17 protein-coding genes and 1 pseudogene are annotated in these 17091 nt (G+C 63.2%); 8 read left to right on the top strand and 10 right to left on the bottom strand.

All coding sequences use genetic code 11. The features are described 5' to 3' along the window. The 3 genes and pseudogenes from DH08_RS34120 to DH08_RS34110 all read left to right on the top strand — a co-directional run. On the top strand, positions 1 to 1527 hold a 1527-nt coding region (locus tag DH08_RS34120), incomplete at its 5' end, for a trimethylamine methyltransferase family protein (RefSeq protein WP_192183591.1). A gap of 96 nt (positions 1528 to 1623) precedes the next feature. Next, a complete protein-coding gene (locus DH08_RS34115; protein WP_192183590.1) occupies positions 1624 to 2304 on the top strand; it encodes a 4Fe-4S dicluster domain-containing protein in 681 nt (226 codons plus the stop codon). A gap of 102 nt (positions 2305 to 2406) precedes the next feature. After that, a pseudogene (locus DH08_RS34110) lies at positions 2407 to 3139 on the top strand (dienelactone hydrolase family protein). A gap of 7 nt (positions 3140 to 3146) precedes the next feature. On the opposite strand, the gene DH08_RS34105 reads toward DH08_RS34110, so the two are convergent. The 6 genes from DH08_RS34105 to DH08_RS34080 form a co-directional block, all read right to left on the bottom strand. Beyond that, positions 3147 to 3554, bottom strand: a complete 408-nt coding sequence (locus tag DH08_RS34105) for a DUF1801 domain-containing protein (RefSeq protein ID WP_192183589.1) — start codon at positions 3552 to 3554, stop codon at positions 3147 to 3149. Between the two features lie 34 nt (positions 3555 to 3588). Continuing rightward, on the bottom strand, positions 3589 to 4044 hold the full coding sequence (locus DH08_RS34100) for a DUF1801 domain-containing protein (protein ID WP_192183588.1): 456 nt from the start codon (positions 4042 to 4044) through the stop codon (positions 3589 to 3591). A gap of 8 nt (positions 4045 to 4052) precedes the next feature. Beyond that, entirely contained in the window at positions 4053 to 4274 is a 222-nt protein-coding gene (locus DH08_RS34095) for a hypothetical protein (RefSeq protein WP_192183587.1), read from the bottom strand. A 36-nt stretch (positions 4275 to 4310) separates the two neighbouring features. Continuing rightward, a complete protein-coding gene (locus DH08_RS34090) occupies positions 4311 to 4703 on the bottom strand; it encodes a VOC family protein (RefSeq protein ID WP_192183586.1) in 393 nt (130 codons plus the stop codon). Between the two features lie 94 nt (positions 4704 to 4797). Further along, positions 4798 to 5208, bottom strand: coding sequence for an SRPBCC family protein (locus tag DH08_RS34085; protein ID WP_192183585.1), 411 nt, complete (start codon positions 5206 to 5208; stop codon positions 4798 to 4800). Continuing rightward, the gene (locus tag DH08_RS34080; protein WP_192183584.1) at positions 5205 to 5528 is read right to left on the bottom strand and encodes an ArsR/SmtB family transcription factor; all 324 of its coding nucleotides are present in this window, start codon (positions 5526 to 5528) and stop codon (positions 5205 to 5207) included. Before DH08_RS34080 ends, DH08_RS34085 begins: the two co-directional genes overlap by 4 nt. A 169-nt stretch (positions 5529 to 5697) precedes the next feature. Here DH08_RS34080 and DH08_RS34075 point away from each other — a divergent pair, with 169 nt between their 5' ends. The 3 genes from DH08_RS34075 to DH08_RS34065 all read left to right on the top strand — a co-directional run bounded on the left by DH08_RS34075 (position 5698) and on the right by DH08_RS34065 (position 8996). Continuing rightward, positions 5698 to 6258 (top strand): RNA polymerase sigma factor, encoded by a 561-nt coding sequence (locus tag DH08_RS34075; protein ID WP_192183583.1) that lies wholly within the window; start codon positions 5698 to 5700, stop codon positions 6256 to 6258. Positions 6259 to 6260: 2 nt separating this feature from the next. After that, complete coding sequence (locus tag DH08_RS34070) at positions 6261 to 8369, top strand: VWA domain-containing protein (RefSeq protein ID WP_192183582.1); 2109 nt, start codon at positions 6261 to 6263, stop codon at positions 8367 to 8369. A 378-nt stretch (positions 8370 to 8747) separates the two neighbouring features. Next, positions 8748 to 8996 carry a hypothetical protein gene (locus DH08_RS34065; RefSeq protein ID WP_192183581.1) on the top strand — a complete coding sequence of 83 codons (249 nt, stop codon included), beginning with the start codon at positions 8748 to 8750 and terminating at the stop codon, positions 8994 to 8996. Between the two features lie 25 nt (positions 8997 to 9021). Here the strand turns inward: DH08_RS34065 and bmt are convergent, their stop codons facing one another. Together bmt and DH08_RS34055 are read right to left on the bottom strand one after the other, a co-directional pair. Next, the gene (gene bmt / locus DH08_RS34060) at positions 9022 to 10038 is read right to left on the bottom strand and encodes a betaine--homocysteine S-methyltransferase (protein ID WP_192183580.1); all 1017 of its coding nucleotides are present in this window, start codon (positions 10036 to 10038) and stop codon (positions 9022 to 9024) included. A gap of 87 nt (positions 10039 to 10125) precedes the next feature. Then, entirely contained in the window at positions 10126 to 10968 is an 843-nt protein-coding gene (locus tag DH08_RS34055; RefSeq protein WP_006203356.1) for a helix-turn-helix domain-containing protein, read from the bottom strand. 228 nt (positions 10969 to 11196) lie between these two features. Between DH08_RS34055 and DH08_RS34050 the strand changes: the two genes are divergently transcribed. Continuing rightward, positions 11197 to 12207, top strand: coding sequence for a fatty acid desaturase (locus DH08_RS34050; protein WP_192183579.1), 1011 nt, complete (start codon positions 11197 to 11199; stop codon positions 12205 to 12207). A 75-nt stretch (positions 12208 to 12282) separates the two neighbouring features. Next, a complete protein-coding gene (locus DH08_RS34045; RefSeq protein WP_192183578.1) occupies positions 12283 to 13083 on the top strand; it encodes a phosphate/phosphite/phosphonate ABC transporter substrate-binding protein in 801 nt (266 codons plus the stop codon). Positions 13084 to 13132: 49 nt separating this feature from the next. Here DH08_RS34045 and DH08_RS34040 read toward each other — a convergent pair whose 3' ends face one another. Next, positions 13133 to 14488 (bottom strand): M24 family metallopeptidase, encoded by a 1356-nt coding sequence (locus DH08_RS34040; protein ID WP_192183577.1) that lies wholly within the window; start codon positions 14486 to 14488, stop codon positions 13133 to 13135. Positions 14489 to 14498: 10 nt separating this feature from the next. After that, complete coding sequence (locus DH08_RS34035; RefSeq protein WP_192183576.1) at positions 14499 to 17069, bottom strand: GcvT family protein; 2571 nt, start codon at positions 17067 to 17069, stop codon at positions 14499 to 14501. Positions 17070 to 17091: the final 22 nt, after the last annotated feature.

Here is a 17091-nt window from a genome sequence, read left to right as displayed (position 1 = left end):
GGGCGCGGCGCCAGCGGCGGAGCGGCTGCCCGGCGGGCGGCGCGCTCGGGCGGCGGCCCAGGCACCCAGCTCACCTACATCAAGCGCAAGATCAAAATCTATGAGGTGCTGGACGAGGAAGGCCTGGCGCTCATCGAGAAGAACACCGACACGGTGCTGGAAGAGATCGGCATCATCTTCCGTGATGATGCCGAAGCGCTGCAGCTCTGGAAAGAGGCCGGTGCCGACGTCAAGGGCGAGCGCGTGCATTTCCCCAAGGGGCTCTGCCGCTCGCTGCTCAAGACCGCGCCGTCGATCTACACCCAGCATGCCCGCAACCCCGAGCGCTCGGTGCAGATCGGCGGCAACGCCACCGTCTTCGCGCCGGTCTACGGGCCGCCCTTCGTGCGCGACCTCGACGGCAACCGCCGCTACGCGACGATCGAGGATTTCCAGAATTTCGTGAAGCTCGCCTATATGGCGCCGTCGATCCACCATTCGGGCGGCACGGTGTGCGAGCCGGTCGACGTGCCGGTCAACAAGCGCCATCTCGACATGGTCTACAGCCACATCCGCTACTCGGACAAACCGTTCATGGGCTCGGTGACGGCGCCGGAGCGGGCCGAAGATACGGTTGCCATGGCCAAGATCGTGTTCGGCGACGATTTCGTCGAGAACAACACGGTGCTGACCAGCCTGATCAATGCCAACTCGCCGATGGTGTTCGACGAGACGATGCTCGGCGCGCTGAAAGTCTATTCGCGCCACAACCAGGCCTGCATCGTCACGCCCTTCATCCTGGCCGGCGCGATGAGCCCGGTTACGGTCGCCGGCACGCTGACGCAGGTGCTGGCTGAGGTGCTGGCCGGCGCCTCGTTCACGCAGTTGATCCGTCCCGGCTCGCCGGTGCTGTTCGGCACCTTCGCCTCGTCGATCTCGATGCAGTCGGGCGCGCCGACCTTCGGCACGCCGGAGCCGTCGCTGGTGTCCTATGGCGCCGCACAGCTCGCCCGCCGGCTCGGCCTGCCGTTCCGCACCGGCGGCTCGCTCTGCGCCTCGAAGATACCGGACGCGCAGGCCGCCTATGAAAGCGCCAACACGCTGAATTCGACCATCCTTGCCGGCACCAATTTCGTGCTGCATTCGGCCGGCTGGCTCGAAGGCGGGCTGGCCTCCTGCTACGAAAAGTTCATGATGGATATCGACCAGCTCGGCATGACGCAGAAGTTTTCCGAGGGCGTCGACCTGTCGGAGAACGGCCAGGCGATGGACGCCATCCGCCAAGTCGGTCCGGGCAGCCACTATCTCGGCTGCGACCACACGCAGGCCAATTTCCAGACCGCTTTCTACCGCTCCAGCATCGCCGACAACAATTCCTACGAACAGTGGCTGGCCGAGGGCCAGAAGACGGCGCCGCAGCGCGCCAACGAACTCGCCCGCCGCTGGCTGGAGACCTATGAGGCGCCGCATCTCGATCAGGGCATCGATGACGGGCTGAAGGACTTCATCGCCAGGAAGAAGGGGTCGATGCCCGACGCCTTCACCTGAAAGGAGCCCGAGTCAGGCGGGGCTAAAGTCGCCAACATCATCCACAAGGAAGTCTGGCGGAGCGCTTTCTCCGACCCGGACAAGAAGGGATGATGTTTGCGCGCCACGATCAAAAGCATCATATCGACGCTGGCGCATGACGGCCTGATCCTGCGCGGCGGCTTCATCTTCGCCGATGGCGAGGCGGCCCCTTCCGGGCCGACAGGCCTGTCGGCCAAATCTGCCCTCCTGGTGGGGCAGGCGGGCGCTGCGCCGTGGCCGCATTTCCTGCGCTGGCGCGGGAATCAACCGCAGACCATGACCAACCCGCTCGACACCTGGGCGCGCGAGGTGATTGGCGCGGTCGCGAAAGATTTTGGCGCGCGTGCCGTCTCGCCTTCCGACCGGCCCTATCTGCCGTTCCAGCAATGGGCGATGCGGGCGGAGAAGCTAAAGCCGTCGCCGCTCGGCATCCTCATGCATCCGCAGTACGGGCTATGGCATGCCTATCGCGGCGCGCTGCTGTTCGAGGATGAGATCGCGCTTCCGGAAGTTCAGGAAGCGATTCACCTTTGCGACGCATGTGTCGAAAAGCCTTGCCTGAAATCCTGTCCGGTCGACGCCTATTCCCTGGATGGATTTGCCTATCACGCATGTCTCGCACATGTGCGGGGAGCGAATGGCAAACCGTGCCGGACGGGCGGGTGCCTCGACCGCAACGCCTGTCCCTACGGCACGGCCTATCGCTATCCCCCCGACGTTCAGGCTTTTCACATGGCGAGTTTCGCCGACCTCTAGATCCTTCCTCCCGCACGAAATCTTGAATGGGACGGCCAGCTTATGACTTGCCGTGAAGGCTCGCGCGGATATGTATCGCGCAGCAAGGCAACGGAGCGCGTGATGGCGAAGCAGGATATTGAGATCAAGACGCAGGACGGCACGGCCAGAGCGGGGGCTGTTTCGTCCGGCGGCTCCAGCCAAGGCCGGCGTCATCCTCTACATGGATATTTTCGGCCCGCGTCCGGCGCTCGACCAGATGGCCGAGCGCCTCGCCGGGAATGGCTACGCCGTGCTGGTGCCCGATCTCTTCTATCGCAACGTGCCCTATGGCCCGTTCGATCCCAAGACGGCTTTTGCCAAGGAGGAGAGCAAGGCTGCGCTGTCGGCCTTGAGCGGCGGTACGACGCAGGACATGACCATTCGCGACGGCAGGGCATTCCTCGATGCGCTGGTTGCTGAAGGTGTCACCGGGCCGGTCGGCGTCGTCGGCTATTGCATGGGCGGCGCGCGGGCGCTGAATGCTGCGGCGACATATCCCGATCGCATCGTTGCCGCGGCCAGTTTCCATGGCGGCAATCTGGCCAGCGACGCTCCCGATAGCCCGCATCGCAAGGCGGCGTCGATCAAGGCGCGTGTCTATGTCGGCACATCGGGTATCGACCGCAGCTTCCCGCCGGAACAGTCGGCGCGACTGGTCGAGGCATTGCGGGTGGCGGAAGTCGACCATGTCATCGAGAACTATGTCGGCATGGCGCATGGCTGGTGCGTGCCGGACCACAGCGTCCATGACGCTGCTGGCGCCGAGCGCCATTGGAAGCGGTTGATCACACTGTTTGCGGAAACTTTAGGGTAGCCCCGTTTCATCGACGTCGCACCGACATGTTCAAGGCCACGGCGGCGCGGATGAGCGCCTTTAGGGCTTCCTCGTTGATCGTCTCGCCTTCATGGAAGTCGATGGCGCGCCTGGTGTTGCCTTCGAGGCTGGAGTTGAAGAGACCGGATGGGTCTTCCAGCGCCGCGCCCTTGGCAAAGGTCATCTTGACGACAGCCTTGTAGGTCTCGCCGGTGCAGATCATGCCGCCATGCTCCCACACCGGAACGCCGCGCCATTTCCATTCCTCGACCACTTCGGGGTCGGCCTGCTTGATGAGCGTTCGCAGCCTTGCAAGCATCTCGCCGCGCCAATCACCCAGCTCTTCGATTCTCGCATCGATGAGCTGAGAGGGAGACTTCCCACCGGTTCCTTCCGTCGAGCCGCTCTTCTTCATGGTGTCGTCGATTCCTCCTTTGTTGTCGCGCCGCTCACATTCGTTCGCCGGGCAATTGGCTGGCTTGTTTTACCCAATCGGCAAACTGGGCTTCGTCGAGCTCGTCGTGCTCGTGGATGTCGAGGTAGCGCGTTTCCTTGGTCTTGGAGGCGCCAGGCGGGACGGGATGCAGCGACGCGCCGCGGAAGAAAGCCACTTTGATGTATTTCGTGAAGCAATGGAGGCCGAGGAACCAGCCCTGGCCCTCGATGCCATAGAGCGGCGAGTTCCATTTGACTGCCTTGTGCACGCCAGAGACGGTGCGCTCGATGAGCGCATCGAGACGGCGGCCGACGTCGCTCTTCCAGCCCGGCATGGCCGCGATGTAGGCCTGCACGGGGGCGTCGCCATAGGCCTTCGCGATCTGCGGATTGCCACCCGAGAGCAGGGCCGGCTTTGCCGAGGTCTGCTTAACGGCGGCTTTCGCCGATTGTGTGTGCGCCTTGGCCATCGTGCCTCCTATCCGCCCGCGCGTTGCTCGTCAGTCGACCTGGCGACATATGGCAACACGAACATGTACAGGCCGCAAAACAGCAGCAGAAAGAGCGGCAGGAGCGGCGAATAGACCAGCCAGGCGGGAGGCTCCCCCAATCCCATGGCGACGAAGTTGGCGATGACGGTCAGCGTAAAGATGATCGACAGCCAGCGGTGAATCTGGCGAATCCACTTGCTAAAGTTCAATGCGGCCTCCTCTAATAAAACGAACGTCGGGCCGCCCTACCAGCGCGCCAGCTGAGTGATCTGGACGAGGTTGCCGCAGGTGTCGTTCAGCTGGGCTATGGTCGAGCCGGTCACTTCGGTAGGCGGCATGGCGAAACCGGCGCCGCGCCCCTTGATGCGCTCGTAGTCGCCCTTGACGTCGTCGGTGAAGAACATCACCGCGGGCTGGCCCTGCTTGAATATGGCCTGCTGGTAGGCCTTGGCCGCCGGATTGTCGTTGAGCGCCAGCTGCAGCTCGGTTCCTTCAGGCTCGTCAGGTGAAGCCACGGTCAGCCAGCGATACGGACCGTTGCTGAAATCGGCCTTCTTGGTGAAGCCCAGCACGTCGGTGTAGAAGCCAAGAGCTTTTTCCTGGTCGTCCACGTAGACGCTGGCCAGCTTGATCTTCATCGTCTCTCCTCCATTGATCGCGTTTCCTCCATTGGTCTCGGGCGCGGTGTACCGCTCCGTGAACACAGGTGGCCATGAATTGTGCCGGCAGACTTCAGTCTATCCGCACCAGGACCTGCTCCAGGGCCGCAAAAAACCTCTGCCACCCGACCGTGGCGCCCCGGTAGTATGGCTGCTGATCCGGCCGGAAGCCGGTCTGCTCCATGCGCAAATGGGTCCCCGTACTCGTCGGCGTGAGCGTCCAGGTGACCACGCTCTCGAGATCCTTGGTGTCCCACGTGTAGGACAGCGTCTTGTTGGGCTCGACTGTCTGGACCTGGCAGTCGACGGCGCCCCAGTCCGCGCTGAGACTGAAACGATGGTCCACGACCGGCTTGAAGCTGTTCTTCATGAGCCACTCCTCGATCAGGTGCGGTTGGGTGAGCGCGCGCCAGATTTTTTCCGGCGGAAAAGGGATTTCACGTTCGACAATGACGGCGAGGGTTTCGTTCGCAGTATTGGTCATTGGTCCATTCTTTTAAGCAGGTCTTCGAGGTCGTCGAACCGGGTTTCCCAGAACCCGGCCATCTGGCTTGTCCAGTCGATCAGCGGCGAAAGCGCGCCGAGCTGGGCACTATAGTGGGTCTGTCGTCCTTCATGGCGGTCGCGCACCAGCCCGGCCTGCCTCAGAAGGCCGAGATGCTTTGAGACGGCTGGTTGCGAGACTCCGGATTTAGACGTCAGTGCGCCGACCGTCTGCTCTCCTTCCCGGCACAGGCGCTCGAAGATAGCGCGCCGGGTCGGATCGGCCAGGGTTCTGAAGAGGACATCATGAGCGTTCGGCATCTGTGATCGATAACCTTCTGGCTATTGATTGACGTATAACTGTCGGGATATGGATGAGTCAAGGGGGAACGGGTTCTGGGCTGGACTTGGACACGACCCGACCGTTTCCGAAAAAAATCTTTCCATCACCCCAAGGAATCGCCATTAGCCTGCGTCCAACAGGCAAATGATGGCGATGATGCTCGACAAAAGCGAAGCCTCCGACGCCGAATTGATCGGGCGGGCGAAGGGCGGAGACAGGGGTGCTTTCGGCAAATTGCTCGAAAGGCACTACGGCTTCGTCTATCGCGCCGCCTATCGCTGGTGCGGCAGGAAGGCCGACGCCGAGGATATCGCCCAGGAAGTCTGTGTCAGGCTCGGCCGCGCGATCCGCGACTATCAAGGCCGCGGCGCCTTCACGACATGGCTCTACACCATGACGCTGAACGCGGCGCGTGACATGATGCGCAAGACCGCCCGCGACACCGCAAAGACCGAAGCTTACGGCGTGCACGCGCTGATCTCGGGCGAGGCCGAAGACGATCCGGAGGATCCGGCCGAGGCGCTGTGGGTAGCGGTGCGCAAGCTGCCGGACAAGCAGCGCGATGCGGTGCTTCTGGTCTATGGCGAAGGCTTGAGCCACGCGGCCGCCGCCGAGGCGATGGCGATCTCGGAGACGACGGTTTCCTGGCACATCCATGAAGCGAAGAAACGGCTGAAGATCTTGATGCGTTCAGCCGGGGAAGTGTGACCATGGTCGACGACAACGAACTCGAGAGGCTGCGCGACATCGCAGCACCGGCACCCGGTGAGGATGCGAAGGCGCGCGCCTTCGCGGCCGCCATGCGCGCCTATGACCTGGAAGAAAAAAAATTTGCCGCCGCCCAAGGATCGGTTGGCGGGCTTCGTCTCACAGAGCGAGCACAAAAGCTCTGGAGAGAGATCATGCAAAAGAAACTCATCGCCACGCCGGCCCTTGCCGGGCTCGTCGCCTTGCCGATCGCCGGATACGCCACCTTCCACATGCTGAGGGAACAGCCGTCGACATTCGCCGGCGACGAGAAGATCACGGAGACGCTGGCCGACAAGCCGGCGACCAACGGGCCGGCGACGGTGAAGCCGGTGCCTGCCGAGGCCGACAAGCTGAAGAAAGACACCGACAGCGAAAGCCGCGATGCTGCGGAAGCGCTGGTCGCGCCGGCCTCGCAGCCGAAATCCGAAGCGAACGAGGTCGGCGGCCTGACGCGGCAGCATTCGCTTCAGCGCACCGAGCCGGCGCCTGCGCCGACGGCCAACGGCGTGGTTGCCCTCGATGGTGGCGCTGCAGCCCCCGCGGATTCCGGGCGGGGCCGCATGCCTGGCACGGCGGCCGAGTCCAAGTTGATGGTGCAGCCGTCGACCGCGCCCGTAGATCAGTTGCTGCCGCAACAGGAAAACAACGATCGTGTCGAGGACTTTAAGACCAATCCGGTGCATGCCGCACTCGAGGATCCGGTTTCGACCTTCTCGATCGACGTCGACACCGCCTCCTATTCTTTCGTGCGGCGCTCGCTGAAGGAAGGTTACCTGCCGCAAGCCGATACGGTCCGGGTCGAGGAGATGGTCAACTACTTCCCCTATGACTGGAAGGGGCCGGACTCCGCATCGACGCCGTTCAACTCGACCGTCAGCGTCATGCCGACGCCTTGGAACGAGCACACCAAGCTGATGCACGTCGCCATCAAGGGCTTTGACGTCAAGTCGGTCGAGCAGCCCAAGGCCAATCTGGTGTTCCTGATCGACGTGTCGGGCTCGATGAACGAACAGGACAAGCTGCCGCTCTTGCAGTCGGCCTTCCGCCTGCTGGTCAGCAAGCTGAAGCCCGACGACACGGTCTCGATCGTCACCTATGCAGGCGACGCCGGCACCGTCCTGGAGCCGACCAAGGTTACCGAGAAGGACAAGATCCTCCATGCCATCGACACCTTGACGCCCGGCGGCAGCACAGCCGGTGAAGCGGGTATCAAGGAAGCCTACAGGCTGGCGCAGAAATCCTTCGTCAAGGACGGCGTCAACCGTGTGATGCTCGCCACAGACGGCGACTTCAATGTCGGGCAGACAGATGACGACGACCTGAAGCGGTTGATCGAGCAGGAGCGCAAGACCGGCGTCTTCCTGTCGGTGTTCGGCTTCGGCCGCGGCAATTTGAACGACCAGATGATGCAGACCATCGCCCAGAACGGTAACGGCACCGCCGCCTATATCGACACGCTCGCCGAGGCCGAGAAGGTCCTCGTCGAGGATGCGTCCTCGACGCTGTTCACCATCGCCAAGGATGTGAAGATCCAGGTCGAGTTCAATCCGAACAGGGTCTCGGAGTACCGGCTGATCGGCTATGAAACCCGCGCGCTCAATCGCGAGGACTTCAACAACGATCGCGTCGATGCGGGCGACATCGGTTCCGGCCATTCGGTGACGGCGATCTATGAGATCACGCCGAAGGGCAGCGGCGGTGAGCAGATCGACCCGCTGCGCTATGGCGAGGCAACGGTGAACAATGGCGGCGTCGCCAATGCGGACGAATATGCCTTCGTCAAGATCCGCTACAAGCTGCCCAATGAGGACGTTTCGAAGCTGATCACGACGCCGGTCACCTCGGCCAATGAGGTCGCGTCCTTCGACCAGGCCGGCACCGACCAGCGCTTCTCCGTCGCTGTCGCAGCCTTCGGCCAGAAGCTGCGCGACGAGGATGCGACCGCGAAGTTCGGTTACGACAAGATCATGGAGATTGCCACCGCCGCCCGAGGAGCCGACCCGTTTGGGTACAGGTCGGAATTCCTGTCGCTTGTGCGCCTTGCCTCGGCGCTGGGCGGTAACCGGTAGTGGCAATGAGGGCCGGTTCCATTCAGACGAGATCGTTCTGATAGGGGGAACCGGCCTACGGGCGGGTGAGGCAGGCCGGCGAGGGAAACCTTGCCGGCCTTTTTTCGGATCTATTGATATTCAGGTGATGCCGGCCTGCGAATGGAGGTTCCCTGCGCTTCCGGTGCTCACGTACTTTAAATACGCTCCGCGCCGGTTCTCGGAAACCACCATTCTCGGCTCGGCCTGACCTGAATCTCAACAGATCCCAACGCCTCGAGCGAATTCGTTAAATTGCGCGGCATTTCCGGAACAGGATCGCAATTCCCTCTTGTTATGCAGGGCTAATGTACGGGCTTGTGGGGGCCGGAATTGCTGATCAGAGACATTGCGACTTCAATGCCGGCTGCACGGGACGTTCAGTCGACCGCTTCGCAGGCGCCTTCGCCGGAAGTCAGACGCATCAGCGATGACGTCGCCGCCGCCAGGAACACCGCGATGTCGGCACTGAACAATGACCGCTTCCGGGTCATGCTGGAGCAGATCAGCGACCCTCAGTCGTCGGGAGCCCTGATGACGATGCGCAGCGATGCGGCCGGTACGGATCTCAAGTCGGCTCAGTCGAGCTACGCCGAAAACAGCGAATAAACAGCGAACAGTCAGGCCGATTGGATCAGGCCCGGCCGCGACGCCGTTCGCGGCGGGCTTCGCTGGTCTCGGCGGTGTTTGCGGTCGCCACCTTGTTGCGCATCGGGCCAATGCGCTCGACGATCGTTTCGACGGTCGGCCGGCCTGCTTTGGTGTGTGCGTCGAGCGCCTTGCGCATGGCGGCAAGATGCTGGAACGAGGTGCCGCAGCAGCCGCCGACGATCTTTGCGCCGGCATCGACGGCGAGCCGGACATAGTCGGCCATCAGCTCCGGCGTGCCGGAATAGTGGATCTCGGTGCCGCGGAATTCCGGAATGCCGCAATTGCCCTTGACGATCACCGTCGCTTCCGGCTTCGCCTCGGTCATGTCGAGCAGCGAAGCGAGGATATCGGACGCGCCGACACCGCAATTGGCGCCGACGCCGAGCGGGTTTTGCGAAAGTCCGTCGACGACGCCGTGGATGTCCTTCGGCAGCAGGCCCATCATGGTGCGGCCGGCGGTGTCGAAGGAGCCGGTATAGGTGTAGGGCAGGCCGACGCGGATCGCCGCTTCGGCGGCGGCGCGGATCTCGTCCGGCGCCGACATGGTCTCGATCCAGGCGACTTCGGCGCCGCCGTCCTTGAGACCTTCGATCTGTTCGGCAAAGGCGTCGACCGCCTCGTCATAGGTCATGGCGCCGAGCGGCACCAGAAGTTCGCCGGTCGGTCCGACCGAGCCGGCGACGATCACCTTGCGGCCGGCCTTGTCTGCCACCGCGCGGGCGATCTCGGCGGCGCGCTTGTTCAGCGCATGCACGCGGTCCTGCGCATGATGCAGCTTCAGCCGGTGGCGGGTGCCGCCGAAGGAATTGGTCAGGATGATGTCAGCGCCGGCATCGACGAAGTTCTGGTGCAGGCTGGTGATGGTGGCCGGCGCAGTTTCGTTCAGCAGTTCCGGTGCCTCGCCGGCCTCGAGCCCCATGGCGAACAAATTGGTGCCGGTGGCGCCATCGGCGAGCAGAACGCCTTTTTCGGCAAGCAGCGCTTCGATCGGATTGGTCATGATGGCATACGCCTTCCAGGATATCTATGAGATAACGATATAAAGAACTCTTTATATGTCGTCAATCTCGAAGCGGGCCGCTTGTCATCAAAATCGCATGTCGGCCAGCCTTTGCGCGAAGGCAGCCGATTCATGGGCATTGATGTCGGCGGCGCGGATCAGATTGTCGAAATGGCTGGTCAAGGTGCGGATCGGCTGCGTCGCGTTCAGCACCAGATACATGTCGCCGACATAGATGGCGGCGCGATAGGGTCCAAAAATGGTGTAGGGGATCGAATAGCGCATGCGCCCGTCATAGAGGAACAGGCGGAATGTCGGGTAGAGGTCGTCGAGCAGCGTCGCCATGTGCAGGAGCTGCTGGCGGCGGTCGGTCTCGGGGAAACGATCCCACACACCAAGGCCGCGCGCAAAGATCTCCAGCGTGTGGCGAGGCATGCAGACTTCCATGTCGGTCTCCGGCCGCCGGTTGTAGTCGATGCGGTACTGCGTCTCGCCGGCCTGCGCCTCGCGGCTCTTGTTGGTGATGCCGGCCTCGTAGTCGACCAGCGCTTCGGTGCGCAGCAGGTCCGGAATGCCGGCCGGCACGTAGCGTATCTTGGTGCCCGCGGCCTCGGCATGCCATTTGGCGAGCAGCGTGCGGTCGAAGCCGTCGGGGGCTTCCTCGATCTCCAGGCTCTCGCGGATTTCGCCGGTGACGCCCTCGTCCTGGCTGAGCCCGAGCAGCCAGTCCAGCGACACTTTGAACTCGGCGGCGATGTTAAGCAGCGTTTCGGCGCGGGGCAGGCGGGTCGAGGCGCCTGAGAGGAGCTGCGATAGCGCCGAACGGTCAATGCCGACCGCCGTTGCGAAGGCCGACTGGTTCAGATCGGAGCGTGTCAAGAGCATTTTCAGGCGCTCGCGGAAGATCGTCGACAGGTCACGTTTGTCCATAGTTTCGCTCCAGTATGAGGGAGGAAAAAATTGCTCTTGGGCCGCCAGGATCGCGTCTCAGGCGTAAATGAATCCTCGTCGCTGTTTACAATGTATAACATGTGGGGCCGAAAATGCGCAGTCTCAACAGTTTGTGCGCATTGTCGCGTTGCTGCAACCTAACACTCCTGACACAATGCTGTCAGGAATCAGAGGGGTTCCGGCGACTGAAAGGCAGTGGTCGATAGCATGACGAGCATAGGCAAGAGACGCAGCAGTACACCGGCCATCGAATGGCCGACCGTGTTTCTCACCCTTTTCTGTTACGGTGTCTGGCTCGTGGCCGGCTTCCTTGTCTGGCCCTCCTATCCGATCCTTGCCCTCGCCATCCTGGCTTCTACCGCCGCTCTGCAATCATCGATCATGCACGAAGTGTTGCACGGTCATCCGACTCGCAACGCACGGGTCAACGAGGCCTTCGTCTTCCTGCCGATCGGCCTTGTCTGGCCGTTCCGCCGGTTCAAGACCATTCATCTGCGGCATCACGCGGACGAGCGGCTGACCGATCCGCTCGACGATCCCGAAAGCTATTATAAGGCGCTCTGGCACCACGACGACTTGCCGCCGGCGATGAAATTCCTGCTCAAGATCAACAACACCATGGTTGGCCGCTTCTTCCTCGGTCCCTGGCTGTCCTGCGTCGGCTTCTTCATCGACGACGCCAAGCAGATGCTGGCCGGCGACAAGACGATCCGCAAAGCTTGGCTGCTGCACGCCATCGGACTTGCCGTGGTGTTGCCGGTCGTCCAGTTCGGCTTCGGCATTCCGATCTGGCTCTACATTCTGGTGCCGGTATGGCTCGGCCAGTCGCTGATTTCGATCCGCACCTATGCCGAACACCAGTGGTCGGAACATCCCGAGGGCCGCACGGTGATCGTCGAGCGCTCGCCGCTGTCCTTCCTGTTCCTCAACAACAATCTGCATTTCGTTCATCACAAGAGCCCGACAGTGGCCTGGTACCGGCTGCCGAAGCTGTTTCGCGACCGTCGCGACGAGTGGCTGCGGATGAACAACGGCTATGCCTATCCGAACTATTTCGCGCTGCTCAAGGCCTATGCCTTCAAGGCCAAGGAGCCGATCGTCCACCCGGTGCTGCGGCGCGCGCCGGAGCCGGGCCGCGCGTTCAAGCCACGCGTCAGGGCGCGCAGCGTCTCCGGGCTTGGCAGCGCGCCTGTTCCCGCCGAACCGCCGAAGGAATGATTTCTGCGGCATTGCCGGCGGCGATGCGAGGCAGCTCGCATCGTCAGTTTCCAACAATAGCGGTCCAATCCCGGCATGAGTGAATTCGTTGCGGCTTTGCCGATGTATGACTGGCCCGAAATGCGCGGCGAGGTCGACGCGCAATGGGTGTTGCTGCGCGACACCTTCCGTAAAAAGGGCATCGACGCGCCCGAAGCGCTTGCCCGCGTCAATGGCGACCTGCCGCCGGTGCCGGGCGGCATTCGCGACGCCGAGGGCAAGGTCATCGCGCCCGATCCGGCGACGCTGCCGCCGGACGAACTGGACTTTCACAAGCTCTGGCTGCACCCGGCGCTGCTCTTCGGGCAGACCTGCTGGGGGCCGATGGATCTCGGCCTGTCCGCGCATGTCCAGGTTGTCGCCCAGCCGAACTACGATGCCTATGAAGGCGGGCAGGGCGAGCTCTATTCCAGCGCGCTGGTGATGCCGGCGGATGGCAGGCCATCGGTTGCGTCGCCGGTTGACGGCGCTCCGCTGATCCCGCTCGATCTCCTGCGCGGCAAGCGCTTCACCTTCAACGACACCGGGTCCATGTCAGGCTTTCTCGGACTGAAGCGCGATCTGGAGGCAATGGGCGAGAGCCTCGACCTCTTCGTTTCGCGCAGCCCGAGCGGCGGCCATCGGTCCTCGATCGTCGCCATCGCCGAGGGCAAGGCGGATGTCGCGGCCATCGACTGCGAGAGCTGGGCGCTGGCGCAACGTTTCGAACCCGCGGCGCGGCAGGTGAAGGTCGTCGGCTGGACGGGCCGGCGCAAGGGCCTGCCGTTCATCACCGCCAGGACGACGCCGGAGAAGACGGTGGCCGCCTTGCGGGAAGCTGTCGCGGGTCTCGGATAGGCTCAGCCCAGCAGCCGCTCGTCGAGCCTGTCGCGGGTCTCGGATAGGCTCAGCCCAGCAGCCGCTCGTCGAGCGGGTAGGTCGATAGCTGCTCGTTGCCGGTCTCGGTGATCAGGATCTGCTCCTCGATCTTGACGCCCTCGTGCCCGCCCAGCCGGCCTATATAGCTTTCGACGCAGAGCACCATACCAGGTTCGATCACGCCGTCCGGCGTATCCGCCGTCCAGTCGCTCGCATGCGGCAGCGTCGGATACTCGTCGGCCAGACCGACGCCGTGATAGAGCACGCCGTAGCGGGTCGGAAAGCAATCGCCAGGCGGTACCGCGGAGCGTTCGACAAGGTCGCGGAAGGACGTGCCCGGCTGCATCAGCGCGGTGTTTTGGGCAATCTGGTCTGCGGCGATGCGATAGAGATCACGCTGCTCGTTCGTCGGCCTCCCGTCGCCGCAAAGCCAGGTGCGCGACAGGTCGGCGCAGAAGCCGTAAGGGCCGATCAGGTCGGTGTCGAAGGCGACGAGGTCGCCAGCTTCGATGACGCGTGACGAGCACTCCTGGAACCATGGGTTGGTGCGAGGGCCGGACGACAGCAACCGCGTCTCGATCCATTCGCCGCCGCGCGCAATGTTGCCGCGGTGGAGTTCGGCCCAAAGTTCGTTCTCGGAAATGCCGGGCTTCAGCGCCTGCTCCATCTCGCCCATCGCCGCTTCGCAAGCGACGATGGCGCGGCGCATGGCGAGGATCTCGTCTGATGATTTGATCAGCCGCGCATTCTCCATCACCGCTTCGCCATTGCCGATGGAGATGCCAAGGCGGGCCAGTTCCTCTACGCCTTCCGGATTGATGTGGTCGACCGCGATGCGGCTGTTGCCGCCGCCATGTTCCTTCACCAGATCGGCGATGCTGCCGGCCCAGCGGCGCACTTTCAGTTCCGTCAGTTCACCGCTGTAGAGATACATCCACGACACGGCCGGGCGTACTTCGTCGACGACGCCGGAATGGTCGGACAGGTGCTCGCAGGAAAAATAGTCGAACAGCACCACCGGGCCTTCGGTGGCGACGAAACAATGCCGTGTCGGATTGTGCGCGACCCAGAGCTGCATGTTGGTCGAGTCGGTGGCATAGCGGATGTTGACGGGATCGTAGAGCAGGGCGCCGGCATAGCCGCGGCGCTTCAGCTCGGCGCGGATGCGCTCGAGCCGGTATTTTCGCATCGCTGGAAGGTCGGGCGCGGCAATGCCTGCCGCTGCCCACTCGCCTTCGGCAATCGCACCGTAGCCAAGAACATGCTGGTTGAGCGAAGCCGCCTTCTGGCGCGAGTCCTCGCGCAGCGCCTCGATCGAGCCTGGCTCGAACGGCATGATCTTGCGGTGCCGGCCGAAGCTTCCCTTTGGCGCCGCGCTGTCCATGGTCGAAACCTCAGGTCCGCATCTTCTCGCCGCTCGGATCGAAGGGTGCTTCGACATTGATGCGGGCCGGGCGGCGATGGCCGAGGATCTCGATCTCGAACAGGCCGGCGCTTTCATCCTCGGCAAGGGCTGCCGGCACATAGCCTTGCGCCATCGACTTCTGGACGTAGTGCGCATAGCCGCCCGACGTGACCCAGCCGACGACGCGCCAGTCGCCGTCGACGATGCCGCGCACGGCGGAAGCGCCTTCGGCGGCCTTGGAGCCGCGCACTTCCTTGCCTGACGTGTCGAAGCGCGGCGCGCCGTAGCCATGCGGCTTTTCCACCGTGCCGTAATCCTTGCTGACCTTGGCCCAGATTGGTTCGTCGCCCATGACGTCGGCGTCCGCCGCATCGACGATGAAGGAGACGCGGCGCAGTTTTGGTCCTTCGGCGTGCTCCTTCGCCGATGCCTCGCGGCCGATGAAGTCGTTCTTCTCCAGCTTGATGAAGCGGTCCATCGAGCCTTCGAACGGGCCGTAGATCGGCCGCAACTCGCGGAACCAGGTCGGGAAGTTCTTTTCGAGGCGCATCGACAAAAGCGCGCGCATGCCGAAATCGACCAGGCCGAATTCCTCGCCGGCGTCCTTGATGGCCTTGTAGACCAGGCGCTGATAGGCCGGCGCCATCCAGATTTCGTAGCCGAGATCGCCGGTATAGGTGATGCGGTTGACCATGCAGGGCGCCCCGCCGACCGCCATTTCGCGGAAATCCATGAAGCGGAATGCCTTGGTCGAGATGTCGACATCGACCAACTTCTGCAAAAGGTCGCGGGATTTCGGCCCGGCGATCGAAAGACCGACCAGCGTCTGGTCGAAGCGGTGGATGTGGACAGAACCATTTTTCGGCAGATGCTTCTCGAACCAGCGCATGTGGTACTTTTGCGCGGCGGACGAGCCCCAGATCATGAAACGGTCTTCAGCCGCCTTGGCGATGGTGAAATCACCGATCAGCTTGCCGAACTCGTTGACCATCGGCGTCAGCACGATGCGGCCGGTCTTCGGCATGCGGTTGGTCATCAGACGATTGAGGAAATCCTCCGCCGCCGGTCCGGAGACTTCGTATTTGGCGAAGTTGGCGATCTCGGTGACGCCGACGCGCTCGCGGGTGGCGCGCACTTCGTCGCCGATCGGGCCGAAGTCGTTCGAGCGGTGGAAGGAGACGATGTCCTTCGGCTCCTTGCCCTTCGGCGCGAACCAAAGCGGAGTCTCGAGGCCCCAAGAGTCGCCCATCACCGCATTGTTGGCCAGCATGGTGTCGTAGAGCGGCGTCGTCTGCGCCGGCCGAGCGGCGGGCAGTTCCTCATTGGGGAAGCGGATCGAGAAACGGCGCGAATAGTTTTCACGGACCTTGGCGTTGGTGTAGCGCAGGCTCGCCCATTCGCCGAAGCGCGCGACATCCATGCCCCAGACGTCGAAGCCGGGATCGCCATGCACCATCCAGTTCGACAGCGCGAGACCGACGCCGCCGCCCTGGCTGAAGCCGGCCATGACGGCGCAGGCGCACCAGAAATTGGTCAGGCCCTGCACCGGCCCGACCAGCGGGTTGCCGTCGAGTGCGAAGGTGAAGGGGCCGTTGATGATCTGCTTGATGCCGGCCTTTTCGATGCCGGGGAAATGCTTGAAGCCGATCTCCAGCGACGGCGCGATGCGGTCGATGTCGGGCTGCAGCAGCTCGTGGCCGAAATCCCAGGGCGTGTTGACCGGCGACCACGGCTTGCAGGCTTTCTCGTAGGTGCCGAGCAGGATGCCGTTGCGCTCCTGGCGGGTGTAGATCTCGCCCTTGAAGTCGAGCACGCCGATCATCTCGCGGCTGGTCGACTTGTTGAATTCCTCGACCTCCGGCATCGGCTCGGTGAGCAGATACATGTGCTCCATGGCCAGGACCGGCAGTTCGACGCCGACCATTCGGCCGATCTCGCGCGCCCACAGGCCGCCGCAATTGACGACATGCTCGGCCTTGACCGTGCCTTGCTCGGTGACGACGTTCCAGGTGCCGTCGACCTCTTGCGTCAGTTCGACGACGCGGTTGCGCAGCACGATCTCGGCGCCGAGCTTCTTCGCCGCCTTGGAGTAGGCGATGGTCGTGCCGGACGGGTCGAGATGGCCCTCGACCGGATCCCACATGGCGCCAACAAAATTGCTCTCGTCCATCAGCGGGAACATCGCCTTGGCCTCGGACGGCGTGATCAGTTCGGTGTCCATGCCGAGATAGCGGCCCTTGGCGTGGGCAAGGCGCAGGAAGTCCATGCGCTCCGGCGTATCGGCCATCATCACGCCGCCGGTGAGGTGCAGCGAGCAGGACTGGCCGGAAATCTCCTCGATCTCCTTGTAGAGCTGGACCGTGTAGGCCTGCAGCTTGGCGACGTTGGGATCGCCGTTCAGCGTGTGGAAGCCGCCCGCAGCGTGCCAGGACGAGCCGGAGGTCAGCTCCGAACGCTCGATCAGCATGATGTCGGTCCAGCCGGCCTTGGCCAGGTGGTAGAGCACCGAGCAGCCGACGACACCGCCGCCGATGACAACCGCTTTAACGTGAGATTTCATGAAGATAGGTCCGTTTTGTGCA

Source organism: Mesorhizobium amorphae, assembly GCF_014843845.1.
Lineage (GTDB): Bacteria > Pseudomonadota > Alphaproteobacteria > Rhizobiales > Rhizobiaceae > Mesorhizobium > Mesorhizobium amorphae_A.
The sequence above is the reverse complement of the archived record's forward strand: the minus strand, read 5'-3'. Positions and strand labels throughout refer to the sequence as shown.

What these genes read in the sequence shown, in the direction of transcription:
- DH08_RS34100 (WP_192183588.1), bottom strand. Translation starts at nt 4,044, where the DNA reads ATGGCCAAGGCGCACACACAATCGGCGAAAGCCGCCGTTAAGCAGACC.
- DH08_RS34085 (WP_192183585.1), bottom strand. Translation starts at nt 5,208, where the DNA reads ATGACCAATACTGCGAACGAAACCCTCGCCGTCATTGTCGAACGTGAA.
- DH08_RS34055 (WP_006203356.1), bottom strand. Translation starts at nt 10,968, where the DNA reads ATGGACAAACGTGACCTGTCGACGATCTTCCGCGAGCGCCTGAAAATG.
- DH08_RS34080 (WP_192183584.1), bottom strand. Translation starts at nt 5,528, where the DNA reads ATGCCGAACGCTCATGATGTCCTCTTCAGAACCCTGGCCGATCCGACC.
- DH08_RS34035 (WP_192183576.1), bottom strand. Translation starts at nt 17,069, where the DNA reads ATGAAATCTCACGTTAAAGCGGTTGTCATCGGCGGCGGTGTCGTCGGC.
- bmt (WP_192183580.1), bottom strand. Translation starts at nt 10,038, where the DNA reads ATGACCAATCCGATCGAAGCGCTGCTTGCCGAAAAAGGCGTTCTGCTC.
- DH08_RS34070 (WP_192183582.1), top strand. Translation starts at nt 6,261, where the DNA reads ATGGTCGACGACAACGAACTCGAGAGGCTGCGCGACATCGCAGCACCG.
- DH08_RS34045 (WP_192183578.1), top strand. Translation starts at nt 12,283, where the DNA reads ATGAGTGAATTCGTTGCGGCTTTGCCGATGTATGACTGGCCCGAAATG.
- DH08_RS34075 (WP_192183583.1), top strand. Translation starts at nt 5,698, where the DNA reads ATGGCGATGATGCTCGACAAAAGCGAAGCCTCCGACGCCGAATTGATC.
- DH08_RS34040 (WP_192183577.1), bottom strand. Translation starts at nt 14,488, where the DNA reads ATGGACAGCGCGGCGCCAAAGGGAAGCTTCGGCCGGCACCGCAAGATC.
- DH08_RS34105 (WP_192183589.1), bottom strand. Translation starts at nt 3,554, where the DNA reads ATGAAGAAGAGCGGCTCGACGGAAGGAACCGGTGGGAAGTCTCCCTCT.
- DH08_RS34050 (WP_192183579.1), top strand. Translation starts at nt 11,197, where the DNA reads ATGACGAGCATAGGCAAGAGACGCAGCAGTACACCGGCCATCGAATGG.
- DH08_RS34090 (WP_192183586.1), bottom strand. Translation starts at nt 4,703, where the DNA reads ATGAAGATCAAGCTGGCCAGCGTCTACGTGGACGACCAGGAAAAAGCT.
- DH08_RS34065 (WP_192183581.1), top strand. Translation starts at nt 8,748, where the DNA reads ATGCCGGCTGCACGGGACGTTCAGTCGACCGCTTCGCAGGCGCCTTCG.